Below are 23,900 nucleotides of genomic sequence, written 5' to 3' on the forward strand. Positions count from 1 at the left end.
CCTAGGCCTTCCGGCCTGCTGCCCGGACGGCTTCATGCCCGCGGCGCACGGGCTGCGCACAGGACATCCACAAAAGCCCGCGCCGGACTCCGGCGCCCTGCCCGGAAAAGTGGATAACCCGTCCACAGAAGCCGGCCGGCGCGCCCCGAACACCGGGTGTGTCGCCGGCAGGAATAAGGCCAGGGGCGCGATATGTTGTTCGCTTCAAACCACCCGCATGCACCACAGGAGAGAGAACATTGGCTACCGACTACGACGCGCCGCGGACGAAAGACGACGACCAGGGCGCCCAGTCGCTGGAGGCTTTGCAGGCAAGCCGGGCAGGTGCCCAGACCGCGGTCATCGACCTCGACGAGGCCGACACCGCCGAAGGCGTTGACCTTCCCGGGGCGGATCTGTCCGGCGAAGAGCTGGTCGTCACGATCGTTCCGCCGCAGCAGGACGAGTTCACCTGCATGTCCTGCTTCCTGGTCCGCCACCGCTCCCAGGTCGCCCGGGAGAAGGACGGCATGAAGTTCTGCCGCGACTGCGAAGCCTGATCCCACTTCCGAGGGGAGCGGCCTTCCTGCAGGTAGCGGGCCGGTCCGGGTGCTCGCATGGAAACAGGAACTTCCCGAATTCCTTCCCCCGGTCTCGGCGTTTTTCCAATGTTGAACCCCTATTGTTCGGGGCGGCGGCACCGCTAGGGTAACTGGCGGCGCCGTCGGTCCCTCCCCCGTAGGGGGACGACATCGCCCCGAGACTGCGCCTCAGACCGGGGAGATGTCTTAAGGGCCAGGTCTTAGGGCGGAGGCCCGACCGTCAGGCCGAAGTCCAAGGGGGTCGGGGTCCGGCCAGCAGGGCGGTATAGAGGTTCAGGTGATCGGTTGTCATTCGGTGGGCGCTGAAGCGTTTTTCGACGGCGGCGCGGCAAGCGCGGCGGTCCAGGAGGGCTGCTTGAGGCAACGGCCGGGCCAGGTCCCGGGGGTCTTGGGCGAGGTAGCCGGTGCGGCCGTGGTCGATGATTTCCGGCGCGGCTCCGAACGGTGTGGCGACCACCGGTGTTCCGGCGGCCAGTGCTTCGATCATGACCAGGCCGAAGGGTTCGACCCATTGGACGGCGTTCAGCAGTGCCATGGCCCCGCCGAGCAGGCGGTACTTATCCGAGCCGCCAACCTCGCCCAGGAACTCCTCGTCGGGCCCGAGCATGGGTTCGGCGACGGCGTGGAAATACCGCAGTTCCTCCGGTTCACGCATTTTGGCGGCGATCTTCAGCGGCACCTCCGCTGCCTGGGCAATGGTGATGGCCTGCGCTATGCCCTTCTCCGGACACATCCTGCCCAGAAAACAGGCATATCCGCCCCGGCCTTCTCCAAAAGCACGGTTGCGGTGTCGATGCCGTGATGGATCACGGCCGCGGCCCGCAGACCGGTGCCGGCGATCTGGCGCGGTGCGAGATGGCAACCACCGAGACTTCGCGCGCGGCGGCGCGGTAGATCACGGCCAGCTGCGGGGTGAGCACCCCGTGAACAGTCGTCACCAATCGAATCGGTGCGCGTCCCGCCCGTACAGCGGCCCCGCCACGGAGTGGTCATGGATGATGTCTACACCCTCCAACCCTTAGCGCCGGGAAAGCCCCCGGCCGGTGCACCGCGGCGGTCACTGTCTCCAAATGAACCAAAGGGAAGGGCTCTCTCCTCGTCAATGCGATTGCATCCCCACCATAAGCAAAAACCAAATTAGTAAGCAAACTTGGTATCGGCACATCTGGAGGTCAATACCCCGCCGCGGACCCTGCCCAGCACAACGAAGAGATCGTCCTTCTGCTGCAGCGTGTATTTTCTGGCGGATCGTGGTTTTCCCGTTAAAAGCGGCACGGTCGTTGCAGCTCCCAAAAATTCTGGGTGTTGCAACGACCGTTATAACCCGCCATGTCCAACCGGGCCCTGTATCTGAGGGAAGGAGGCTAGAAGTCCCAGTCCTCGTCTTCGGTGTTGACGGCCTTGCCGATCACATACGAGGAGCCGGAGCCGGAGAAGAAGTCGTGGTTCTCGTCCGCGTTCGGGCTCAGCGCCGACAGAATGGCCGGGTTCACGTCCGTCACGGTGGACGGGAACATGGCCTCGTAGCCCAGGTTCATCAGGGCCTTGTTGGCGTTGTAGTGCAGGAACTTCTTGACGTCCTCGGCCAGCCCCACGCCGTCGTACAGGTCGTGGGTGTACTGGACCTCGTTGTCGTACAGCTCGTAGAGCAGCTCGAAGGTGTAGTCCTTCAGCTCCTGCCGCTTGGCCTCGTCCACCAACTCCAGGCCCTTCTGGAACTTGTAGCCGATGTAGTAGCCGTGCACGGCCTCGTCCCGGATGATCAGTCGGATCAGGTCGGCGGTGTTGGTCAGCTTGGCGCGCGAGGACCAGTACATCGGCAGGTAGAAGCCGGAGTAGAACAGGAAGGACTCGAGCAGGGTCGAGGCGATCTTGCGCTTGAGCGGGTCGTCACCGTAGTAGTAGTCGGTGATGATCTGCGCCTTCTTCTGCAGGTTCTGGTTCTCCACGGACCAGCGGAAGGCCTCGTCGATCTCCTTGGTGGAGCACAGGGTGGAGAAGATCGAGGAGTAGCTCTTGGCGTGCACGGACTCCATGAAGGCGATGTTGGTGTACACCGCCTCCTCGTGCGGGGTCAGCGCATCCGGGATCAGGCTGACGGCGCCGACGGTGCCCTGGATGGTGTCCAGCAGGGTCAGGCCGGTGAACACCCGCATGGTGAGGGTCTGCTCGGCGGGCGTGAGCGTGTGCCAGGACTGCACGTCATTGGACAGCGGCACCTTCTCCGGCAGCCAGAAGTTGTTGACCAGCCGGTTCCAGACCTCCACGTCCTTCTCATCCTGGATGCGGTTCCAGTTGATGGCCTCAACGTGGTGGAGGAGCTTGACCTTCTCCGTCATTTTTACCCTCGGATTCCTTTGGTGTTTCTTCAAGTCTAGTTCGCGGTGGCGACCCTCAGGCCCCGCCGGACGCGGCCTCCGCTGCCGGAGTACCGCAAGGTGGCGTACGACGGCGGGCGGTCACCCGCCGTCGTACTTTTCAGTTGCGTGAAGCTACTACAGCATGCAGCTGACGCAGCCCTCCACCTCGGTCCCTTCCAGGGCGAGCTGGCGCAGGCGGATGTAGTAGATCGTCTTGATGCCCTTGCGCCAGGCGTAGATCTGGGCCTTGTTGATGTCCCGGGTGGTGGCGGTGTCCTTGAAGAACAGCGTCAGCGACAGGCCCTGGTCCACGTGCTGCGTGGCGGCGGCGTAAGTGTCGATGATCTTCTCGTAGCCGATTTCGTACGCATCCTGGTAGTACTCCAGGTTGTCATTCGTGAGGTACGGCGCCGGGTAGTAGACGCGGCCGATCTTGCCTTCCTTGCGGATCTCGATCTTCGAGGCCACCGGGTGGATGGAGGAGGTCGAGTTGTTGATGTAGGAGATCGAGCCGGTCGGCGGCACGGCCTGCAGGTTCTGGTTGTAGATGCCGAACTCCATGACGGAGGCCTTCAGCGCTTCCCAGTCCTGCCGGGTCGGGATGTGGATGTTCTGGAACAGCTCCCTGACCTTCTCGGTCTGCGGCAGCCAGTCCTGCTCGGTGTACTTATCGAAGAACTCTCCGGTGGCGTACTTCGAGTTCTCGAAGCCGCCGAAGGTCTCCCCGGTTTCCTTGGCGATGGCGTTGGACGCGCGGAGGCAGTGGAAGAGCACGGTCGCGAAGTAGATGTTGGTGAAATCCAGGCCCTCTTCGGAGCCGTAGTGGACCCGCTCGCGGGCCAGGTAGCCGTGCAGGTTCATCTGGCCGAGGCCGATGGCGTGCGACTGGGCGTTGCCGGCAGCGATGGAGGGCACGGAGTTGATGTACGACATGTCCGAGACCGCGGTCAGGGCGCGGATGGACGTCTCGATGGTGGCGCCGAAGTCCGGGGAATCCATGGTCTTGGCGATGTTCATCGACCCGAGGTTGCAGGAAATGTCCTTGCCGACCTCGGCATACGTCAGGTCCTCGTTGTACTCGGACGAGGTGGAGACCTGCAGGATCTCCGAGCACAGATTGCTCATGGTGATCTTGCCGGCGATCGGGTTGGCCCGGTTCACCGTGTCCTCGAACATGATGTACGGGTAGCCCGATTCGAACTGGATCTCGGCGAGGGTCTGGAAGAACTCGCGGGCGTTGATCTTGGTCTTCTTGATCCGGGCGTCGTCCACCATCTCGTAGTACTTCTCGGTGACCGAGACGTCGGAGAAGGGCATACCGTAGACGCGCTCGACGTCGTACGGGGAGAACAGGTACATGTCCTCGTTGCGCTTGGCGAGCTCGAAGGTGATGTCCGGAATCACCACGCCGAGGGAGAGGGTCTTGATGCGGATCTTCTCGTCCGCGTTCTCGCGCTTGGTGTCCAGGAACCGGTAGATGTCCGGGTGGTGGGCGTGCAGGTACACGGCGCCCGCGCCCTGGCGCGCGCCGAGCTGGTTAGCGTAGGAGAAGGAGTCTTCCAGGAGCTTCATGACCGGGATGACGCCGGAGGACTGGTTCTCGATCTGCTTGATCGGGGCGCCGTGCTCGCGGATGTTGGTCAGGGACAGCGCGACGCCGCCGCCGCGCTTGGACAGCTGGAGGGCCGAGTTGATGCCGCGGGCGATGGACTCCATGTTGTCTTCGATCCGCAGCAGGAAGCAGGAGACCAGTTCGCCGCGCTGCTTCTTGCCCGCGTTCAGGAAGGTCGGCGTGGCCGGCTGGAACCGTCCCTCGATGATTTCGTCGACCAGCCGGGTGGCCAGTTCCTCATCGCCGCGGGCCAGGTGCAGGGCCACCATGCAGACGCGGTCCTCATAGCGCTCCAGGTAGCGCTTGCCGTCGAAGGTCTTGAGTGTGTAGGACGTGTAGAACTTGAAGGCGCCCAGGAACGTCTCGAACCGGAACTTCTTCTTGTAGGCGTGGCTGAACAGGTCGCGGATGAAGTTCATCGTGTACTGGTCAAGCGTTTCGCGCTCGTAGTAGTCGTGCTTGACCAGGTAATCGAGCTTCTCGTCCACGTCGTGGAAGAAGACGGTGTTGGTGTTGACGTGCTCCAGGAAGTACTGGCGCGCCGCCCATCGGTCGGCTTCGAACTGGATCTTGCCGTCCGGTCCGTAGAGGTTCAGCATCGCATTGAGCTCGTGGTAACCGAGCCCCTTGTACGCTGCGGGCAGTTCCTTAGCGGCTACGGCCGCGTCTGCGACTGTCGTTTCCAAAAGTCTTCCAATCCTTGTTTGACCCGGTCCACGTCTTCGGACGTCCCCATAAGTTCAAAGCTGTATAAGTGCGGCACCTGGCACTTTGCGGCGATCTTCTTTGCCGCCAGGCAGTACGTGGTGCCGAAGTTGGTGTTGCCGGAACCGATGACTCCGCGGAGCAGGTTTCGGTTGCCCTCGTGCTTGAGGAATTTGAGGACCTGCGGCGGAATCGAGTTCCGGCCGCCCTCGCCGCCGTACGTCGGGATGACCAGGACATACGGCCGGCGGGCGTAGATGGTTTGGTCCCGGGAAAAAACCGGAATCCTCGCCGCTTCCACACCGAGCTTCCCGATGAAGCGGTGGGTGTTTTCGGAGGTCGACGAGAAGTAGATCAGGGATGCAGCCGTTGTGGAGCCGGGCCCGCCTCCGAACCCGTGCTCGATGGCCCCTCCGGCCGTCAGCAGAGCCGTCATGGAGACCGCCTTTTCGAATCCGTTCCGGCTAGGCCACAGTAGCGGCCGCAGACTGGGCGAGGCCCTCGATCTTGTCCGGGCGGAAGCCGGACCAGTGGTCCTGTTCGGTAACGACCACCGGAGCCTGCATGTAGCCCAGGGCCCGGACGCGGTCCAGGGCTGCGGGGTCCTGCGAGAGGTCAACGGTCTCGTAGGCGATGCCCTTCTTGTCCAGCGCCCGGTAAGTCGCGTTGCACTGCACGCATGCCGGCTTGGTGTAAACCGTTACAGTCATGGTCCCTCTCCCCTAAAGTCTGTGGCTATTCTTCGCTGTCGCCCGGTGCCGTCCCGCGGTCACACCGGCTGGTCTTGTCCTTCACCCGCCAGCGGCTTTCAATCTACTACATCTAGTGCACGCATCTCGCCGCGACCCCTAGATGATGTATTACAAGTATGTCATTCATCCCCCGCGTCGTCCACAGGAACCCGGGATTCGATTAATGATGAAACCGTTGATTTTCCGCGGTTCCGAAGCCTCCGCCGGAACGCCATCCACAGCCTGTGGACGGACTTGCCAACAGGCCGGAAATCCTTCGTGTCGCGTGTTCTTCGGCGTGTCGTTCCGCCCACGTCGTGTCTTCGGAGCCGGGCACGCCACTTCAGCGGGCAACCTTAAGTACAACACCCGGGACTGAGGATCCATTCCTGCGCCGCGGTGGCCGGCCGCACGCGGCGGGGCCTCCCCCGTACCGGCGCTTCATCCCCTCCCGACGCCGGAAACGGCGCGATCGTGCCTAAGATGCTGTGATGGAGCATCCTTCCAAGCGTCAGGAGAACTGATGGTCAATACGGTGCACCTGCGCACACTGCTGGAAGTGACCAGGCGCGGCTCCTTCGCGGCCGCCGCCGGCCAGCTGGGCTACACGGCATCAGCGGTGTCCCAGCAGATGTCGGCGCTGGAACGCGAGACAGGCGTCAAGCTCTTCGAGCGGTCGGCCCGCAGCGTCCAGCCCACCGAAGCCGCGCAGATCATGTCGCGCCACGCTGCCAAGGTGCTGACCGACATCGAGGCGCTGCTCGCCGCGACGGCCGGCAGCCACGATGCCAGTGCACAGGAGATCAAGCTGGGCATCTTCCCCAGCCTGGCCACCTATGTGCTGCCCCGCCTGCTGAGCGCCTCCGACTGGTCCGGCCTCGGCATCAAACTCAAGGTCTATGTGGCCGAACCCGGCCAGACGATCCAGGGGCTGCGGAGCGGCGGCGGACTCGACGTCGCGCTGGTCTTCCAGGTCGGACAGGGCGGGCTGGCCTGGCCGCACAACATCAGCCGGCAGTGGCTCGGGGACGACAACTACCGGGTGGTGCTGCCGCAGTCCTGGGGCATCCGCCACGGCGCCACTGTCACGGCCTCCCAGCTGGCCGAAATGCCGTGGATCATGCACCACCCCGGGACGAGCGACGCGACGGTGATCGAGCGGCTTTTCGCCAGCTGCGACCTGCATCCGCGCGTGGCCGCCTACTGCGATGACTTCAACGCCAGCCTGGCCATGGCCGCCTCCGGTCTGGGCGCAGCACTAGTGCCGGAACTGGCGCTGCAGGACGGACCGGACGGCATCGTCGTCATCGACGTCCCCGAGGTAAGACTGGCCCGGAACATCTTCGCACTGCTTATGAACGACCGGCAGAACCCGAGGCTGGATGTCTTCATGGACCGGCTCTCCGGCATCCTGCACGAGTCGAGCATCGCCCGCAAGCGCCGCTAAGCCGGTGCCGCGGTGATAGGCGTGGTCCCCGCGCCCAGCGGCAGCAACCCGGCAGGGCAACCGTGGCTGGCCCCGCCGGGTGCGGTGGATAATGGGCTCAGCCCCGGGCGCGCAGCCGGAGCGTTCACGTCGACCGACCTTGGGGCGGAGCTCGAGTGGGACAGCGTAAGTGGATCGACAGGTTCTTCCCCGGGATCGGCGTGGCCCTGCGCTATGACCGCTCGTGGCTGCGCTCCGATCTCGTGGCCGGGGCGGCGCTCTTCACCCTGCTGATCCCGGCGGGGATGGCCTACGCCGCCGCGGCCGGGCTACCGCCGGTCACCGGCCTCTATGCGACCATCGTTCCGCTGCTGGCCTACGCGGTTTTCGGCCCCTCACGGCTGCTGGTGATCGGGCCGGACTCGTCGCTGGCGCCGATGATCGCCGCCGCCGTGCTCCCCTTGGCGCTGGAGGACCAGGACCGCGCCGTGGCCCTCGCCGGACTGCTGGCCGTGCTGACCGGGCTCATCCTCGTCGCCGGCCGGGCGCTGAAGCTGGGCTTCGTCACCGGGCTGCTCTCCAAGCCCATCCGTTCCGGCTACCTCAACGGCATTGCGCTGGTGGTCTTCGCCAGCCAGCTTCCCAAGCTGATGGGCGTCCCGGGCTCCGGGTCCTCGACTTGGGAGAATTTCGGCCTTGCCGCGGGTGGGCTCACCGACGGCGGCGTCAACGGCACGGCCTTGGTGATCGGCCTGGCATCACTGGTGGCGATCGCCGTTCCCAAGCTGCTGGGGTGGAAGCTCCCGGGCATCCTTATCGCGGTTGCGGGGTCCATGATTGCGACGGCGGTGCTGGGGCTTGCATCCGAGGTCCCCGTGGTCGGCGCCCTGCCTCAGGGGCTGCCCGCGCCGGCCCTCGGCGGGGTGCGGCCCTCCGATGTCCTGGCCCTGGTCGGCCCGGCCGCCGGGATCGCCCTGATTGCCTTCGCCGATACCGGCGTCCTATCCCGGACACTGGCGGACCGCTACGGGTACCGCGTGGACGGCAGCCAGGAGATGGGCGCCCTGGGCATGGCCAACGTGTCGGCGGGCCTGCTCGGCGGGTTCCCGATCTCCGGCAGCACGTCGCGCACCCCGGTTTCCATCGACGCCGGGGCCCGTACCCAGCTGGCCAGCTTCGTGGCGGCGCTGCTCGTCGCGGGCTTCATGCTGCTGGCACCGGGTCTCACGGCGTACCTGCCGCAAAGCACCCTCGCCGCCGTCGTGATCGCCGCCGTCGCCTCCCTGGTGGACGTCAGGACCCTGATGCGACTGGCGCGCATGAGCCGTACCGAAACCGTCCTGCTTATCGCCGCCTTTCTGGGCGTCGTCTTCGTGGGCGTGCTCCAAGGCATCGCCATTGCCGTCGGCCTGGCTTTGCTGGCCTTCGTGCGGCAGGCCTGGAGCCCCTACCGCACGGAACTCGTCAAAGTGCCCGACGTGCCGGGCTTCCACGACGTCGACAGGCATCCGGAGGGAGAACGGATTCCCGGGCTGGTCATCGCCCGTTTCGATGCCCCGCTGTTCTTTGCCAACAGCGCCCTGTTCAGCGACCACATCAGGACCCTGGTCGAGGAAGCTCCCCCGCCTGTACGGATGGTCATTGTTGCTGCCGAGCCGATCACCGGCCTGGATACCTCGGCCACGGACACCCTGGTGGAGCTCGACAAACATCTGGAGCGCGAGGGCATCGAGCTGGTGTTCGCCGAGATGAAGGGCCCGGTCAAGGACCGGCTCGTCAAGTTCGGCGTGGGCAGCCGGTTCGGTCCGGACCACTTCTTCCCGACCACCAATAATGCGGTCAAGTCGTACCGGGGAATCGTGGACGATTGAGCCGGCCCCACGCTGGACCGCCACGTAGGTCTTTGGCGAAATCGGGAGAGGCTTGTCCGGGAAACAAAAAGAGGCTTACCGCCTGCCGGTCTCTCTCCGGCGGGCGATAAGCCTCGTTGGTGGAGCTGAGGGGACTCGAACCCCTGACCCCCTGCATGCCATGCAGGTGCGCTACCAGCTGCGCCACAGCCCCGTTAGGAAATACCTGCCGGCCAAAAGTGCCGGACTGTTGTGTTCCACGGCGTGGTTCCATCTGTTCCAGATGCTTCCACGAGTGGAGCTGAGGGGACTCGAACCCCTGACCCCCTGCATGCCATGCAGGTGCGCTACCAGCTGCGCCACAGCCCCGTATTCGGTGGTATTTCCTTATCGCCCCGTCCGGGGCAACTTGAATATTCTACGCAGAAGCTGCCGGGGATGCCAAATCGGGCGCGCGGTGCGTCCGTCCCCGGCTCGCGGGCTACTCCGAGTCCGCCGGCGCCGGCTGCGCTTCCAGCTGAAGGTCGATGCTCGGGCAGTCCTTCCACAGGCGCTCGAGGGCATAGAAGACGCGGTCTTCCTCATGCTGGACGTGGATAACGACCTCGGCGTAGTCGAGCAGGACCCAGCGGCCCTCGGAACGCCCCTCGCGGCGAACGGGGCGCAGGTCCATCTTGTGCAGGGCCTCCTCGACACCGTCGACAATGGCGTTGACCTGCCGCTCGCTCGGCGCCGACGCGATTAGGAAGACGTCGGTGATGGCCAGCCGGTCGCTGACGTCGATCGCCACGATGTCCTTGGCGATCTTGTCCGCGGCCGCACGGGCTGCTGCGCGGGCGATGGAGATGGAATTTTCGGAAGCGGTCACTGAGGTCCCCTTGGTTGGTGCGGTCTAGCCGCTGAAGCTGATGATCATCATGGTGATGCCGGCGATGAACGCCAAAGCACCCAGGGCGAGGGCGGCTATGACGGCAATCCGCATGCGGTTGGCCTGGCCGAGTCCTGCCGTTCGTGCGTCGAGCGGGTCCAGCCCGTGCGCGTTGGTTGCGCGCAGCGGCTGGATCTTGTTGTCCGCAACGTTTTCGGCGTGGGCCAGCAGCCGGGAACGCGGCGCGGGCCCGGCGGGCTCCTGGGCCGCGGGTTTGCGCGGCGCGGGCTTGGCCGCCGGCCTGTTCCGCGCCGCCGCGGACATGGTGTCCTTCCGCGGCGGTACGGGCGTTGCGGCCTTGGCGGCGTCAGCGGGACGGGCGGGCGCCGGCGCCGCTCCCGCCGCTGCCTTGGTCCGGGCGTCGGGCAGCGGCGTGGCCGGACCCGTGACCTTCTCCGGACGGCCGGCGGGGCGCGCCTTCTGTGGCCGGTCCGCCACAATCGGCACGTGCGAGGTGGCCGATGGACGCAGGACGTGCTTCTCGCTCCCGGGCATGCGCACGAACTCCATCGGGGCGGAAGCCAGGTCCTGGACCGGGGGCTGTCCTGTTGCAGTGGTGCGTTGCTGGCGGGCCTCGGCGCTCAGGCGCTGCTTGTCCGCGGCGCGGCGGTTGAGCACGGCGGCGCGTTCTGCCAGGGCCTTCTGCTGCGCCAGCACTTCCAGGTCCACCTTGCGTGGGTCCTGTTCCTGTGCCGCGAGCACGTTGGCCATGTTCTTGGCCTGTCCGATCAGCAGCTCCCGGGCGGCGAGTGCCTGTTCCACCGACATCTCCCCCGCCTCTACTGCCTTGGCGGCGGCCGGCGGGAGCTCGGGAACGGCAGCCGTCGCCGCGGCATTGTCCGGCTGCGCCGGCTGCTCACGCTTGCGGCGGTCGCGGCGGCCGCCTTCCACCGGCGGATGCTGAGGCTGGTAGCCGGCGTCGACCGTCATCCCGCCGTCCGCCTTGCCCGAGGTGCCATCGTCCTTGTTACCGGCCGTGGCGCCGTCGTTAGTGCCCGAAACGGCAACGCCCTCTGCCGGCTTGGCCCGCAGCTGGCCGGCAGCCTGGGCGCCGCGCTCGCGTTCCAACTGCTGGAGCCGGAGCTGCCTGCGGGTCGGCGGGTTCTGCTGTTCCCGGGGCGCAGGAACCTTCGGCAGCGCTTCGGTCAACGCCTTGTAGGCCTGGTGTGCTTCGCGGTCGCGGGCCCGTGCCTGCGAGGAGCGTTCGGCGGGGCGCTGCTGTCCCGCCTTGGGATCCCGGGAGGGTGCATCGGGCGCACCGGCAGGAATCTCCGATGCGCCGGCTTCGCTCCCGGCGACGTCCCGGTCCTGGGGATGGTCGGCGGCTTCGCTGCGCTGCAGCCGAAGTTCCCTCCGGCTGCGAGGCTGCTGCGATTCCTTGCTCATGCTCTGCTAATCACCCATGTGGTCTCGTCTGCGGCTAGTTCTGTGATTCTGGCGCTCCCGGAAGTGCGGAGCGGTACAGGCCGTACTTGGCTATGTACTGTACTACGCCGTCCGGCACCAGGTACCAGACGGGCTGGTCTTCGGCGACCCGGTCACGGCAATCCGTGGAGGAGATGGCCATTGCCGGCACCTCCAGCAGGCTCACGTCCTTGCGTCCGAGGTCGTGGAGGACATGGCCCGGCCGGGTGACCCCGACGAAGTGCGCCAGCGACCACAGCTCATCGATGTCCTTCCAGGACAGGATCTGCGCCATGGCGTCCGCGCCGGTGATGAAGAACAGTTCGGCGTCCGGCCGGGCGGCGCGCAGGTCGCGCAGGGTGTCGATGGTGTAGGTCAGGCCGGGACGGTCGATGTCCACGCGGCTGACCGTGAAGCGCGGGTTCGATGCTGTGGCGATCACCGTCATGAGGTAGCGGTGCTCGGCCGGCGAGACGTCCCGGGACGATTTCTGCCACGGCTGGCCGGTCGGCACGAAGACGACCTCGTCCAGATCGAAGACGGCGGCGACTTCGCTCGCGGCCACGAGGTGGCCATGGTGGATCGGGTCGAAGGTCCCGCCCATCACTCCGAGCCGGACGCGCCGGCCGGCGCCCCCCGCGGAGCGGGAGGCCGCATCCGCAGGTGACGCGAAGGGCATCCTAGTGGCGGGCCTGGCCGTGGTCGTGCTTGTTCGGATGCTGGCGGTGCGGGTCGACGTGTTCGTCGACCGCAGGGTGCCGGTGGCCGACGCTGGTGAAAGCCATCGTGGCGAACATCAGGATGACGAAGACCACGAAGATGCCTCCGCCGATTGCCTCGGCCGGAACCGGCAGTTCAACATGAGGTTCGGCTGCCGCCAGTGCGGCGCTGTATACCTGAGTCAGCATTGTTCTCCCTCTGAGAATGCGTCGAGCGCCATTACGCGGCGCGGGTCTGCTTCTGTCTAATCGTACGCGTTGAGCGGCGGCAAGCCCGCATTGGCAAGCCGCCGGGGCCGGTCATGCGGTCAGCCGCGGACCTGGCCTTCGCCTTGGACGATCCACTTGGTGGTGGTCAGTTCACGCAGCCCCATCGGGCCGCGCGCGTGCATCTTCTGCGTGGAAATGCCCACCTCGGCTCCCAGCCCCAGCTCGCCGCCGTCGGTGAAGCGTGTTGAAGCGTTGACGATCACGGCAGCGGAATCGATCTCGGCGATGAAGCGCTCGGCGTTGGCCAGGTCGTTGGTGATAATCGCCTCGGTGTGGCCGGTCGTCCAGTGCCGGATGTGCTCCAGGGCCTCGTCCATCGAATCCACCACGCCGACTGCCAGGTCCAGGTCCATGTACTCCTGCGCCCAGTCCTCATCGGTGGCGGGCGTGGCGTTGGCGCCTTCGGGCAGCAGCTCCGCGGCGCGCCGGTCAGTATGCAGCCGGACGCCCGCCTCCGACAGCGCGCGCAGGACCTCGGCGGCCGCATGGGCATTGGAGTGCAGTAGCAGGGTCTCCACCGTGTTGCACACTGAGGGCCGCTGGGTCTTGGCGTTGAGCAGGATGTCGACGGCCATCTCGGTGTTGGCCGATTCGTCGAGGAAGATGTGCACGTTGCCCTCGCCCGTCTCGATGACGGGGACCTTGGCGTTGTTGACCACGGTCTGGATCAGGTCGCGGCCGCCGCGGGGAATCAGGACATCGATCCGGCCGCGCGCCTGCATCAGCGCGTTGGCACCCTCGCGGCCATACTCGTCGACGCTCTGCACGGCGTCGGCCGGCAGGCCGACCCTGTCCAGGGCGTCGCGGATGACCCCGATCAGCGCAACGTTCGTCTGCGCCGCCGCGCTGCCGCCGCGCAGGACCACGGCGTTGCCGCTCTTGAGCGCCAGGCCGGCGATGTCCACGGTGACGTTGGGCCGGGCCTCGTAGATCGCGGCCACCACACCCATCGGCACGTGGACCTGGCGCAGGCGCAGGCCGTTCGGCAGCGTCTGGCCGCGCATGACCGTGCCGACCGGATCCGGCTGGCCCGCGAGGTTCTTCAGCGCATCGGCGAGCGACGCGATGCGTTCGGCCGACAGGCTGAGCCGGTCCAGCAAGGCGGTGCTTGTGCCGTTTTCGCGCCCGGCTTCGACGTCCAGGCGGTTGGCGTGCAGGATCAGGTCCCGCTTAGCCAGCAGCGAGTCGGCGATCTCCAGCAGGGCCTTGTCCTTCCAGGACCGGTTGGCCCTGGCCATGCGGCGCGAGGCGGTCCTGGCCCGGTCTGCGATGGCCCGGACGGCCGTCACTGCATCCGGCCGCTCGGCAGCGGCCTGCTCGTCACCGGAAGTTGCCTGGGAAGGAGCTGTCTGGGTCATACTGCGATTTTAGCCGGTGTGGAGCGGCGCGCCGTCCAGCGTTACGGACGCGTCACAGGACCACCAGGTCGTCAACATGCACGACCTCGCGCTCGTACTGCCGGCCGAGGCTCGCGCCGAGTTCCTTCGTGGAGCGTCCCAGCATGCGGGGCAGTTCGTAGGAGGAGAAGTTGACGAGCCCGCGCGCGACGATGTGGCCCTCCAGATCCGCCAGTTCCACCGGGTCGCCGGGCTCGAATGTGCCCTTGACCGTGGTGATCCCGGCGGGCAGCAGCGACCGGTGACGCTCACGCACCGCCTGCACGGCGCCGTCGTCAAGGGTCAGGCGCCCCTGCACGGTGGCCAAATGTGCCAGCCACAAGAGCCGAACCGGGCGGCGGGAACCGTTGACGCTGAACCAGGTGCCGACGTCGTTCCCCTCCAGCGCTTCCGCGGCGTTCGGGGTCGAGGTGACCAGCGCCGGGATCCCGGATTCGGCGGCGATGGTGGCGGCCTCGACCTTGGTCACCATGCCGCCGGTTCCGACCCCGGCCTTGCCCGTGCTCCCGATGCTGACGCCCTCGAGGTCCTGCGGGCCGTTGACCTGCGGAATCCGCTTGGCACCGGCCTTGGGCGGTCCGTCGTAGAGCGCGTCGACATCGGAGAGCAGCACGAGCGCCTCCGCCTTGACGAGGTGCGCGACGAGGGCGGCGAGGCGGTCGTTGTCCCCGAAGCGGATTTCGTGGGTCGCCACCGTGTCGTTTTCGTTGACAATGGGAACGACGCCGAGGTGCAGCAAGCGGTTCAGCGCGCGGTATGCGTTGGCGTACTGCTGGCGGCGCATCAGGTCCTCGGCCGTCAGCAGCACCTGGCTGACGGCGACGCCATGGGCGCCGAAGGCCTGCGTGTAGCGGGCCATCAGCAGGCCCTGGCCGACGCTGGCCGCGGCCTGCTGGGTGGCCAGGTCCCGCGGGCGGCGGGCGAGACCCAGCGGGGCCAGCCCCGCCGCGATCGCCCCCGAGGAGACCAGGATCAGCTCGGTGCCCCGGTTGCGCCGGGCGGCCAGCACCTCCACCAGGTCCAGCAGCGCGTCTTCCGCGATGCCGCCGGCAACGGAGGTCAGCGAGGACGATCCGACTTTGACGACCAGGCGGCGCGCGGTCCGCAACATGGACCGGTCCACCGCGGGGACCTTACTGGTCATCGCCGTCTTCCGCAGCGGCCCCCTTGTAGTTGGCCGATTCGGTCCAGATGCCTGCCTTGCGCTCCGCTTCGAGTTCGGCGCGGGCGGCGGCCTTGGCGTCCTTGCGGTCCTGCTGTTCCTGGCGCTTCTGGCTGCGGGTGGGCCGGCTGCTGAAGTCTGCGAGGCGCAGATCCGTGCCGCGCGGGGTGCCGGCGAGCAGCTCGGCGCCGCCCATCATGGTCGGCTCCCAGTCGAAGACCACGGCGTCGTCCTCGCCGATCACCACTGTTGAACCGGGCACCGCACCGGCCTTGAACAGCTGGTCCTCGACCCCAAGCTTCGCCAGCCGGTCGGAGAGGTAGCCGACGGCCTCGTCGTTGTTGAAGTCCGTCTGCTTTACCCACCGCTCGGGCTTCTCCCCCAGCACGCGGTAAAGCGGCTCCAGGTTCTTCTCTTCCTTGCGGATGGTGAAGCCGGCCTCGTTGACCGCCTTGGGCCGCAGCACGATCCTCGCCGGGGCGGGAGCGGAGGCCGCGTTGGTGCGGGCGGCGGAAACGATCTCGGCCATGGCGAAGCTCAGCTGGCGCAGGCCTTCGTGGCTGACAGCGGAGATCTCGAAGACGCGGTAGCCGCGGCGCTCCAGTTCCGGCCGCACGTATTCCGCCATGTCCCGTCCGTCCGGGACGTCCACCTTGTTGAGGGCGACCAGCCGGGGCCGTTCGTTCAGCGGCACGACGCCCTCGCTGCCCGCGTAGCTCATGTCGACGGCGTAGGCGCCCAGCTCCTCCTCGATCACCTCGAGGTCCGTGATCGGGTCGCGGTCCGACTCGAGGCTGGCGCAGTCCAGCACGTGCACCAGTGCCGCGCAGCGCTCGACATGGCGGAGGAACTCGTGGCCCAGGCCCCGGCCTTCGCTGGCGCCGGGGATGAGTCCGGGGACGTCCGCGATCGTGAAGCGGACATCGCCCGCCTGCACGACGCCGAGGTTGGGCACCAGGGTGGTGAACGGGTAGTCGGCGATCTTGGGCCGGGCCGCGCTCAGCGCCGCGATCAGGCTTGACTTGCCCGCCGAGGGATAGCCGACCAGCGCGACGTCGGCGATGGTCTTCAGCTCCAGCAGCACGTCCCGCTCGTCCCCGGGAACTCCGAGGAGCGCGAAGCCCGGCGCCTTGCGCTTCTGGGACGAAAGCGCCGCGTTGCCCAGGCCGCCCTGGCCGCCCGCGGCCACGACGTACTCGGCGCCCTCGCCGACCAGGTCGGCCAGGACCTTGCCGTCCTTGGTCTTGACGACCGTTCCGTCCGGGACCGGCAGGACGAGGGTTTCCCCGTTGCTGCCGTGACGCATGTCGCCCTTGCCGAAGTCGCCGTTGCTGGCATGGCGATGCGGCGCGTGGTGGTAGGACAGCAGCGTGGTGGTCTGCGGGTCGACCCGGAGGATGACGTCGCCGCCGTTACCGCCGTTGCCGCCGTCGGGACCGCCCAGTGGCTTGAACTTTTCGCGTCTCACGGAAACGCAGCCGTGGCCGCCGTCTCCACCGGATACGTGCAGTACAACCCGGTCAACGAAAGTTGCCACGTTCAACTCCTCTTGCGTGCGGCGGACCTGTCGCGCACGGACGGTCCATGGGTGATTCTAGTCGGGTTAAATACCAGTGAGGCGGACCAGCCGGCCCGCCTCACTGGAAAGCTGTCTACAGCCGAAAACTACTCGGCGGCTGCAGCAGCAACGATGTTGACCACACGACGTCCGCGGCGGGTGCCGAATTCAACGGCTCCGGCCTCGAGGGCGAACAGAGTGTCGTCGCCGCCGCGTCCAACGTTGGCGCCCGGGTGGAAGTGGGTGCCGCGCTGGCGGACGATGATCTCACCAGCGGAGACCACCTGGCCACCGAAGCGCTTCACGCCCAGACGCTGAGCGTTGGAATCGCGACCGTTGCGAGTGGAGCTCGCACCTTTCTTATGTGCCATTTGCTATGCCTACCTTTGTGTCTTTGGAAACTGCTGGAAGCCTGCCGACCGCAATTAAGCGATGGAGGTGACCTTGACCTTGGTCAGTTCGGAACGGTAGCCCTGGCGCTTCTTGTAGCCGGTCTTGTTCTTGAACTTCTGGATGACAATCTTCGGGCCGCGAAGATTCTCAACGATCTCGGCAGTGACCTTGACCTTGGCCAGTTCGTCAGCTGCGGAGGTGACCTTGTCGCCATCGACCAGGAGCAGTGCAGGCAGCTCGAAGGTGCTGCCGGCTCCACCGGGGACGCGGTCAAGGGTCACGAGGTCTCCTACGGAAACCTTTTCTTGGCGGCCGCCTGCGCGGACAATCGCGTACACCACTTGGGAACTCACTTCTCTCGACGTTTGATACCTTTACGCGCTCTTCTGCGGGCTTGCTTAGCTCCGCGCCAGCGCTGTGCAGTCACGCCAACGGGATGATCCCTTCGAAGGCGTTTGCACCGAAGATCTAGGTTACGCTATATCCGCTCCAACCCGCAAATACCGGCTGGTCGGGCGTGGCGTGTCCCGCCGATCCGGCCCCTGCCCAGGCCGACGAACCTCCGGCGTACAGCCGCGGTGCGTCGAAGAACCGGAGCTCGTAGCGCGAGGACTCACGGAATGCCTCAAGCATCCGCCGCCGCACGTCCTCGGTCGAACGGGCGGCAACATCGTCCATGATACCGACCGCCTGCCGCGTCGCCTCCGCGAACCCCTGGTCTGCGTAGGTTTCCAGCCAGCCCCCGTACGGGTGCCCGGCCGCTCCCGACGCGCGGTATGCGCCGTGGAGCACCTCACCAACATGCGCATACAGCCAGTAGCACGGAATGACGGCCGCAACGAGCTCGGCGTAGCCACCGGAGGCGGCCGTCGCCAGCAGATGGTCGACGTACTGCTTGGTCACCGGCCCGAGCCTGCCGGAAACCTCCCGGTTGCTAAGCCACTCCCGGTGCAACTGCGCCTCCACCTCGATGCAGTCGCGGGCGCCCTTCGCCCAGAACAGCTGCTCCCCCGCCGTCGGCGCCAAGCTGCTGGCCAGCGCCAGCGCGCGCGAATAGCCGGACAGATAGAGCGCGTCCTGCGCGAGGTAGTAGCCGAAGTCCGCCTCCGGCAGCGACCCGTCACCCAGCTGGCGGATGAAGTCGAGGGCGAAAATTCCCTTGCGCAGGCCAGTGATGTCTTCCCAGCACTCGGCGCTGAAGGCGGTTGGTGGCAGCGGGGTGTGGTGGTGGAAGTGGTGGATCGGCCCGTTGCCGCGGCCGACTTCCAACTCGTCGGCGCGGACCAGCGCGCCGAAGAGCCACTCCTTCACCTGCTTCAGCGACTCGGTCCAGTCCCCCGTCCGGGCCTGAACCGTCGCCATCGCCGAGGAGAGGGAGCAGCCGGTGCCATGCGTGTTGGCCGTGGCCACGCGCGCCGAACGGAATTCGACGACGTCGTCAGCGAGCCGGCCGTTCACGTCCACCAGTGCGTCGGGGCAGTCGCCGCCGGGCAGATGTCCGCCCTTCACCAGCACGATGGTCCCGTAGCGGCGCGAGAGCGTACGGCCCTGCGCCAGCGCCGCATCCCAGTCTTCCGCCACCGGCTCGTTGAGCAGTACCCCGAGTTCCGGAAGGTTGGGAGTGACCAGGTGGGCGTGCCGCAGCAGCAGACGCAGGGATTCCTCCGCCGCCGGTTCCAGCAGCCGGTCGCCGCTGGTCGCCACCATCACCGGATCAATAACGACGACGGCGGGCGCGGTTTCCGCGAGCCACTCACCGACCGCCTCAATAATGTCCGCCGAGCCGAGCATGCCGATCTTCACGGCGTCGATCTCGACGTCGTCGCTGACCGATGCCAGCTGTTCCGCCAGGAACGAGGGCGGCGGCGTGTGCACGCTCCGCACACCCCGCGTGTTCTGGGCGACCAGCGCCGTGACGGCGGCCATGCCGTACCCGCCGTTGGCCGCGATGCTCTTCAGGTCTGCCTGGATGCCGGCGCCGCCGGTCGGGTCGGTTCCGGCGATGCTCAATACCCTGGGGATGCTGCGGGTTTCCACTGCTGGCTCCATCGATCAGAGGCGGAGCGAACGTTGCACGGCAGCGCGGCGGAACAAGCGGAACGAAGAGGCAACGCCGATGGAGCCGTGTGACAATCCCTCCGCCAGTCCTAACTGGTTCAGGTTCAACGGGTATCCATCTCAGCCGGCGTTGCCGGCACCCCGTGTCACTGACGCCAGCATAGCAAAACGCCGCCGGGTGCTCAGCAGGAGGCACCCGGCGGCGTCGTTGCTGCCGCGATCAGAGTTCGGAAGCGGGAACTCCGACGCCCAGGATCACCGGTTCGGCGGCCTTCTTCTCCGGCTGGGCCGGCTTGGCCTCCGGCGCGGAGACAGACACCCTGCGGGCTGCGCCGGCAACACCGGCGGCAACCGCGGGCTCATCGGGGCGCTGCTGGACGGGTTCGGCGTTAGCCGCTCCCTGCGGCCGTACGGCGGCCCGGTGGCGCCGGCGCCGACCCGTCGGTGCGGTCGGTGCCGTCGCCGGTTCCGCCTGCACAGGTGCAGACTGCAGGGGTTCAGCGGCGGGTGCGGCGGCGTCTGCGGACGGCTCCGGCGCCGCGCTCGGCCGGGCCTCGGCCGCGGCGGCCTTCTCCGCCTTGACCTCGGGGCTGACCCGGTCGAAGGCCTCGGTCAGGTTCTCGAGCGTCAGGGCCGGCTTTTCGCTGGCGGCGGCCGGGCTGTGCTCGGCCCGCGGCAGCGCCACTTCCTCGCCGTTGATCTTCAGGACCGGCCCGGACGGGGCGGTGCCCGCCTCGGCCAGCTCATGGGCGTGGTCCTCGGCCTCATGCGCGGCCTGGGCTGCGGCGGCAATGTTCGCCAGCGCGGCCCGGGTGGCCTGGGCCTTGGCCTGGCGCTCCGCGTCGTCCGGCTGCGGCGCCTCGTGGACAGCCTCCGCCGGCTGGCCCGCGCCCTGGCTGCCTTGGCCGCGGTTCCGGCGCTTCTCGCTGCGCGACGGCCGCTCCGGACGCGGGGGCTTCTCCGCGCGGACGTGGTGCTGATGGTGCTCCGCGGCGACTGCCGCCCGGCGGTGCTCGATCGGTTCGTCGTGGGTCACAACGCCCCTGCCGCCGCAGTGCTCGCAGTTTTCGCCGAACACCTCCAGCAGGCCGGTGCCCATGCGCTTGCGCGTCATCTGGACCAGGCCCAGGGACGTCACCTCGGCCACCTGATGCTTGGTCCGGTCACGGCCGAGGCATTCAACGAGCCGCCGCAGGACCAGGTCGCGGTTGGCCTCGAGCACCATGTCGATGAAGTCGATGACGATGATGCCGCCGATATCGCGCAGGCGCAGCTGCCGGACGACTTCCTCCGCCGCCTCGAGGTTGTTCTTGGTAACGGTCTCTTCGAGGTTGCCGCCCGATCCGGTGAACTTGCCGGTGTTGACGTCCACCACGGTCATGGCCTCGGTCCGGTCGATCACGAGGGAGCCGCCGGAGGGCAGGAAGACCTTGCGCTCGAGCGCCTTGTGGATCAGTTCGTCGATCCGGTTGGCCGAGAAGATGTCCTCGTCCGCGCTCCACTTCTCCAGGCGGTCCACCAGATCCGGGGCCACGTAGGTCACGTAGGCCTCGATGGTGTCCCAGGCTTCCTCGCCGGAGACGATGAGCTTGGAGAAGTCCTCGTTGAACACGTCGCGTACGACCTTGATGGTCAGGTCAGGCTCGGCGTAGAGCATCTCGGGCGGCAGCGTCTTGTTCGACTTGGCCCTGCTGTCGATGCCTTCCCACTGGGCGCGCAGCCGATTGATGTCATTCATCAACTCTTCCTCGCTGGCGCCTTCTGCAGCCGTGCGCACGATGACGCCGGCGCCCTCGGGCACGTGCTCCTTGAGGATCTTCTTGAGCCGGTTGCGCTCGACATCCGGCAGCTTGCGCGAGATGCCTGTCATCGACCCGCCGGGCACGTAGACCAGGAACCTGCCGGGCAGGGAGACCTGGCTGGTCAGCCGGGCTCCCTTGTGGCCGACGGGGTCCTTGGTGACCTGCACCAGCACTGAGTCGCCGGACTTGAGGGCGTTCTCGATACGGCGGGGCTGGCCGTCCAACTGCGCTGCGTCCCAGTTGACCTCGCCGGCGTAAAGCACGGCGTTGCGGCCGCGTCCGATGTCAACGAACGCCGCCTCCATGCTCGGCAGGACGTTCTGGACCTTGCCCAGGTAAACGTTGCCGATCAGCGAGTCCTGCTGGGTCTTCGAGACGAAGTGCTCGGCCAGCACGCCGTCCTCGAGGACGGCAATCTGGATGCGGTCATCGCGCTGGCGTACGACCATCTGCCGGTCCACGGACTCCCGGCGTGCGAGGAACTCGGCCTCGGTGATGACCTGGCGGCGGCGGCCCGACTCCCGGGACTCCCGGCGCCGCTGCTTCTTGGCCTCGAGCCGGGTCGAGCCCTTGACGGAAGAGACGCGGTTGCTCGGCGCGGTTTCGCTGACCGGCCGGGGTGCGCGGACCCGCGTGATCGTGTTGGGCGGATCATCGTCGTGGCCGCCCGTCAGCTCCAGGTCCTGGTCGCCGCGGCGGCGACGGCGACGGCGGCGTGCCGTCACCCCGTCAGCCGCTTCGGGGGCGGCTTCCTCTTCCGTGGCGGCAGGGGTTTCTTCCGCGGTGGCCTCTTCGACGACGTCGGTACGGTTCTTGCTCTTCGAGCGCCGGTTCCGTCGGCTTCGGCGCCGGCCGCCCTCCTCCTCCTCCTCGGCCGCTTCGGCCGGCTCGGGCTCCTCCGCGGGCCGGGCGGGGCGGACCGTGGTCAGGTCCGGCGCATGGAACAGCAGCGACACCGGCGACTCGGGCACAGCGAACGGATCCAGCGGCGCTTCCTCCCCGGCCGGGGTTTCACCGGCGGGCTGGTCGGCGGCGGGCTGGTCCTTGGGGGTTTCCGTCGCTTCGGCACGGGTCCCCGCTGCGGGGGCGGCTTCACCAGCGGGAGCCGCTGCCGGGGCGGCCTCGACGGCTGAGCCAGCCGCAGGCGCGGCCGCGGCGGAATCAGCGGAGGCTTCGTCAGGTTTCGCGGCCGGCTTCGTCCGCGACGAAGTGCGGGTCCGGCGGGCCCGTGCCGGCGCCGGGGCCGACTCCACGGAGTCCGCTTCGGTGCCGGCGGTTTCGGCTTCGGTGCCAGCCGTCTCAACTGCCGCGGGCTGCTCCGGGGTGCCGGCTGCCTCCGGCGCGGGTGCCGCCGGGGCGGCGGCCACCTCGGCGGGGGCCTCGCTGGTGGCGGCGTCGGCTGCTGCCTGGCCGACCGAGGTCCCGGCGGGCTGCTCGGCCGGAGCCTCGGCCTTGGGCGCAGCCTTCCTGCGGCGGGTCGTCTTGGGCTTGGCCGGAGCCTCCGTCCCGGCGGGCTGGGCGTCGCTGTCCTGCGCCGGTGCCGCATCGGCGGGCCCTTCCGGGGCGCCGACGGCCGGCGGCTCGGCCGGCATCGGCGGGATGTCGACGGAGTCCTTGGCGGCGGAAGACACCTCCGCGGTTTTTCGGGTGCGGCGCACGCGGGTCCGGGCCGGCACCGGCGTCTCCAGGGGCAGTTCGTCCGACGACGCCGCCAAGTCCAGTTCGACGGCGGCCTTCCGGCGGGTCCGCACGGCCCGCTTCGCCGGGGGCGTGGAAGGCCCTGTCCCCGTCTCTACGGCTGCGTCGCCTTGTGCTTCCGGGTTCTGCTGTTCAATATCCATCTTTAAATCTGCACTCCAGCCCCCTCTGGCGCCGGCCACATTCCGGCGCCCCCAAGGGCGGTTTGCCGGTTATTCTTCGGGCCTTTCGGCCGCCCGTCACCGGAAGTCATTGTTATATCGCCCGGGTTCGCGCCATCTAGGGAGCGCAGCACACCCGGGGACCAGCGGCGCTTTTCCTACTACCGCGTCTATTCTCTTCATCGGTAGGGTTGTCTGGCGGATTCCGCGCGTCCCATCCGGATGATGGGACTTGCTAACCGGAAGCATCGCCGACAAACCTGGAAGCCTGTCGCTGGACCGGTAGTGGCATGTGGTTCCATTACCAGCCAAGAGCCATTCTCTCATACGGGTGCCCGTTTGGCTGTTATTTGCCACTTCTACTGTGGATAGAATCAAGCATCATCCCTGATGGAAAAGGACTTCTTCCGGTGAACACTACTCCTGACCGGTCCGGGACTGGAACCGCCGCAATACCGGCCGCCCACGCCGCGGACGCCAGCGTGGCGGCGCCTGCGCGGCATAAACCCTTCGCCTGGCTGCTGCTCGTGACCGGCGTTGTCGGCTGGATCGCCTCCTCGATCCTCGTGCTCGAGCGCATCGCAACGTACGTCAATCCGGATTACGTCACCAGCTGCGACGTCAGCCCCTGGGTCTCCTGCGGTGCCGTCTTCCAGACGTGGCAGGCCTCGCTGTTCGGATTCCCCAATCCGCTGATCGGCATCGTGGCCTTCGTGGTGCCCATTACGACGGCGATGGCCATGCTGGCGGGGGCCAGGTTCCGGCGGTGGTACTGGATCGGCCTCCAGGCCGGCGTCACCCTGGGCTTCGTCTTCGTCGTCTGGCTCTGGAGCCAGGCGCTCTTCGACATCTTCATCCTGTGCATCTACTGCATGGTCGTCTGGGCCATGATGATTCCGATGTTCGTCATGGTGACGGTGCGCAACCTGGCGCACGGCGTCATCAAGGCACCGGAGTCCGTGGTCCGTTTTGCCGGCGACTGGGCCTGGACGATCACCGCGGTGCTCTGGATTGCCACGGCGGCCAGCGTGTTCATCCGGTTCATGAACGCGTTCCTCGGCGGCTGACTCCCGGCCTGCCGTAAC

The 23,900-nt window shown here is 67.3% G+C and carries 21 protein-coding genes, 2 tRNA genes and 1 riboswitch; of the genes, 4 read left to right on the top strand and 19 right to left on the bottom strand.

From position 1 onward, the window contains the following. Positions 1 to 239 precede the first annotated feature (239 nt). A complete protein-coding gene (locus tag OC550_RS07670) occupies positions 240 to 539 on the top strand; it encodes a DUF4193 domain-containing protein (RefSeq protein WP_262104858.1) in 300 nt (99 codons plus the stop codon). Between the two features lie 262 nt (positions 540 to 801). Here OC550_RS07670 and OC550_RS07675 read toward each other — a convergent pair whose 3' ends face one another. From OC550_RS07675 to nrdH, 6 genes are all read right to left on the bottom strand, one after another. Beyond that, a complete protein-coding gene (locus tag OC550_RS07675) occupies positions 802 to 1,443 on the bottom strand; it encodes a glycosyltransferase (RefSeq protein ID WP_262104860.1) in 642 nt (213 codons plus the stop codon). After that, positions 1,388 to 1,519 carry a hypothetical protein gene (locus OC550_RS07680; protein ID WP_262106349.1) on the bottom strand — a complete coding sequence of 44 codons (132 nt, stop codon included), beginning with the start codon at positions 1,517 to 1,519 and terminating at the stop codon, positions 1,388 to 1,390. Before OC550_RS07680 ends, OC550_RS07675 begins: the two co-directional genes overlap by 56 nt. Positions 1,520 to 1,945: 426 nt before the next feature. Next, positions 1,946 to 2,920 (bottom strand): class 1b ribonucleoside-diphosphate reductase subunit beta, encoded by a 975-nt coding sequence (nrdF, locus tag OC550_RS07685; protein WP_262104861.1) that lies wholly within the window; start codon positions 2,918 to 2,920, stop codon positions 1,946 to 1,948. Positions 2,921 to 3,076: 156 nt separating this feature from the next. Continuing rightward, the gene (gene nrdE / locus OC550_RS07690) at positions 3,077 to 5,197 is read right to left on the bottom strand and encodes a class 1b ribonucleoside-diphosphate reductase subunit alpha (RefSeq protein WP_262106284.1); all 2,121 of its coding nucleotides are present in this window, start codon (positions 5,195 to 5,197) and stop codon (positions 3,077 to 3,079) included. An 11-nt stretch (positions 5,198 to 5,208) separates the two neighbouring features. Further along, complete coding sequence (nrdI, locus tag OC550_RS07695) at positions 5,209 to 5,694, bottom strand: class Ib ribonucleoside-diphosphate reductase assembly flavoprotein NrdI (protein WP_262104863.1); 486 nt, start codon at positions 5,692 to 5,694, stop codon at positions 5,209 to 5,211. Positions 5,695 to 5,722: 28 nt separating this feature from the next. After that, the gene (gene nrdH / locus OC550_RS07700; RefSeq protein ID WP_262104865.1) at positions 5,723 to 5,968 is read right to left on the bottom strand and encodes a glutaredoxin-like protein NrdH; all 246 of its coding nucleotides are present in this window, start codon (positions 5,966 to 5,968) and stop codon (positions 5,723 to 5,725) included. 544 nt (positions 5,969 to 6,512) lie between these two features. Here nrdH and OC550_RS07705 point away from each other — a divergent pair. Beyond that, positions 6,513 to 7,436, top strand: a complete 924-nt coding sequence (locus OC550_RS07705; RefSeq protein WP_262104867.1) for a LysR family transcriptional regulator — start codon at positions 6,513 to 6,515, stop codon at positions 7,434 to 7,436. Positions 7,437 to 7,591: 155 nt separating this feature from the next. Then, positions 7,592 to 9,286, top strand: coding sequence for a SulP family inorganic anion transporter (locus tag OC550_RS07710; RefSeq protein ID WP_262104869.1), 1,695 nt, complete (start codon positions 7,592 to 7,594; stop codon positions 9,284 to 9,286). Between the two features lie 117 nt (positions 9,287 to 9,403). On the opposite strand, the gene OC550_RS07715 is transcribed toward OC550_RS07710, so the two are convergent. The 13 genes from OC550_RS07715 to OC550_RS07775 form a co-directional block, all read right to left on the bottom strand. Continuing rightward, positions 9,404 to 9,479: transfer RNA gene (locus OC550_RS07715), tRNA-Ala, on the bottom strand. Between the two features lie 82 nt (positions 9,480 to 9,561). Beyond that, positions 9,562 to 9,634: transfer RNA gene (locus OC550_RS07720), tRNA-Ala, on the bottom strand. Positions 9,635 to 9,746: 112 nt separating this feature from the next. Then, entirely contained in the window at positions 9,747 to 10,133 is a 387-nt protein-coding gene (gene rsfS, locus OC550_RS07725; RefSeq protein WP_262104871.1) for a ribosome silencing factor, read from the bottom strand. A 24-nt stretch (positions 10,134 to 10,157) separates the two neighbouring features. Next, on the bottom strand, positions 10,158 to 11,579 hold the full coding sequence (locus OC550_RS07730) for a hypothetical protein (protein ID WP_262104873.1): 1,422 nt from the start codon (positions 11,577 to 11,579) through the stop codon (positions 10,158 to 10,160). Between the two features lie 34 nt (positions 11,580 to 11,613). Next, positions 11,614 to 12,276 carry a nicotinate-nucleotide adenylyltransferase gene (gene nadD, locus OC550_RS07735; RefSeq protein ID WP_262104875.1) on the bottom strand — a complete coding sequence of 221 codons (663 nt, stop codon included), beginning with the start codon at positions 12,274 to 12,276 and terminating at the stop codon, positions 11,614 to 11,616. Position 12,277: 1 nt separating this feature from the next. Continuing rightward, on the bottom strand, positions 12,278 to 12,505 hold the full coding sequence (locus OC550_RS07740) for a hypothetical protein (RefSeq protein ID WP_262104877.1): 228 nt from the start codon (positions 12,503 to 12,505) through the stop codon (positions 12,278 to 12,280). 119 nt (positions 12,506 to 12,624) lie between these two features. Next, positions 12,625 to 13,944, bottom strand: coding sequence for a glutamate-5-semialdehyde dehydrogenase (locus OC550_RS07745; RefSeq protein WP_262104880.1), 1,320 nt, complete (start codon positions 13,942 to 13,944; stop codon positions 12,625 to 12,627). A gap of 52 nt (positions 13,945 to 13,996) precedes the next feature. Then, positions 13,997 to 15,127 (bottom strand): glutamate 5-kinase, encoded by a 1,131-nt coding sequence (gene proB, locus OC550_RS07750; protein ID WP_262104882.1) that lies wholly within the window; start codon positions 15,125 to 15,127, stop codon positions 13,997 to 13,999. Further along, positions 15,117 to 16,682 carry a GTPase ObgE gene (gene obgE / locus OC550_RS07755; protein WP_262104884.1) on the bottom strand — a complete coding sequence of 522 codons (1,566 nt, stop codon included), beginning with the start codon at positions 16,680 to 16,682 and terminating at the stop codon, positions 15,117 to 15,119. The genes proB and obgE overlap by 11 nt, the downstream gene beginning before the upstream one ends. Before the next feature lie 128 nt (positions 16,683 to 16,810). Next, positions 16,811 to 17,074 (bottom strand): 50S ribosomal protein L27, encoded by a 264-nt coding sequence (gene rpmA, locus OC550_RS07760; protein ID WP_074702156.1) that lies wholly within the window; start codon positions 17,072 to 17,074, stop codon positions 16,811 to 16,813. Between the two features lie 54 nt (positions 17,075 to 17,128). Further along, positions 17,129 to 17,437, bottom strand: coding sequence for a 50S ribosomal protein L21 (rplU, locus tag OC550_RS07765; RefSeq protein WP_043845708.1), 309 nt, complete (start codon positions 17,435 to 17,437; stop codon positions 17,129 to 17,131). 127 nt (positions 17,438 to 17,564) lie between these two features. Further along, entirely contained in the window at positions 17,565 to 19,133 is a 1,569-nt protein-coding gene (gene thiD, locus OC550_RS07770; protein WP_262104890.1) for a bifunctional hydroxymethylpyrimidine kinase/phosphomethylpyrimidine kinase, read from the bottom strand. Between the two features lie 78 nt (positions 19,134 to 19,211). Next, positions 19,212 to 19,308, bottom strand: a riboswitch (TPP riboswitch). Between the two features lie 66 nt (positions 19,309 to 19,374). Then, a complete protein-coding gene (locus OC550_RS07775) occupies positions 19,375 to 22,797 on the bottom strand; it encodes a ribonuclease E/G (RefSeq protein ID WP_262104892.1) in 3,423 nt (1,140 codons plus the stop codon). A gap of 500 nt (positions 22,798 to 23,297) precedes the next feature. Between OC550_RS07775 and OC550_RS07780 the strand changes: the two genes are divergently transcribed. Next, entirely contained in the window at positions 23,298 to 23,882 is a 585-nt protein-coding gene (locus tag OC550_RS07780; RefSeq protein WP_262106285.1) for a vitamin K epoxide reductase family protein, read from the top strand. Positions 23,883 to 23,900 lie beyond the last annotated feature (18 nt).

The sequence above is a fragment of the Arthrobacter sp. Marseille-P9274 genome (assembly GCF_946892675.1).
Taxonomy (GTDB): domain Bacteria; phylum Actinomycetota; class Actinomycetes; order Actinomycetales; family Micrococcaceae; genus Crystallibacter.

Coding starts and splice junctions, on each gene's coding strand:
- OC550_RS07705 (WP_262104867.1), top strand. CDS start 6,513: ATGGTCAATACGGTGCACCTGCGCACACTGCTGGAAGTGACCAGGCGC.
- nadD (WP_262104875.1), bottom strand. CDS start 12,276: ATGCCCTTCGCGTCACCTGCGGATGCGGCCTCCCGCTCCGCGGGGGGC.
- rpmA (WP_074702156.1), bottom strand. CDS start 17,074: ATGGCACATAAGAAAGGTGCGAGCTCCACTCGCAACGGTCGCGATTCC.
- OC550_RS07730 (WP_262104873.1), bottom strand. CDS start 11,579: ATGAGCAAGGAATCGCAGCAGCCTCGCAGCCGGAGGGAACTTCGGCTG.
- OC550_RS07775 (WP_262104892.1), bottom strand. CDS start 22,797: ATGGATATTGAACAGCAGAACCCGGAAGCACAAGGCGACGCAGCCGTA.
- proB (WP_262104882.1), bottom strand. CDS start 15,127: ATGACCAGTAAGGTCCCCGCGGTGGACCGGTCCATGTTGCGGACCGCG.
- nrdF (WP_262104861.1), bottom strand. CDS start 2,920: ATGACGGAGAAGGTCAAGCTCCTCCACCACGTTGAGGCCATCAACTGG.
- nrdI (WP_262104863.1), bottom strand. CDS start 5,694: ATGACGGCTCTGCTGACGGCCGGAGGGGCCATCGAGCACGGGTTCGGA.
- OC550_RS07740 (WP_262104877.1), bottom strand. CDS start 12,505: ATGCTGACTCAGGTATACAGCGCCGCACTGGCGGCAGCCGAACCTCAT.
- OC550_RS07745 (WP_262104880.1), bottom strand. CDS start 13,944: ATGACCCAGACAGCTCCTTCCCAGGCAACTTCCGGTGACGAGCAGGCC.
- nrdH (WP_262104865.1), bottom strand. CDS start 5,968: ATGACTGTAACGGTTTACACCAAGCCGGCATGCGTGCAGTGCAACGCG.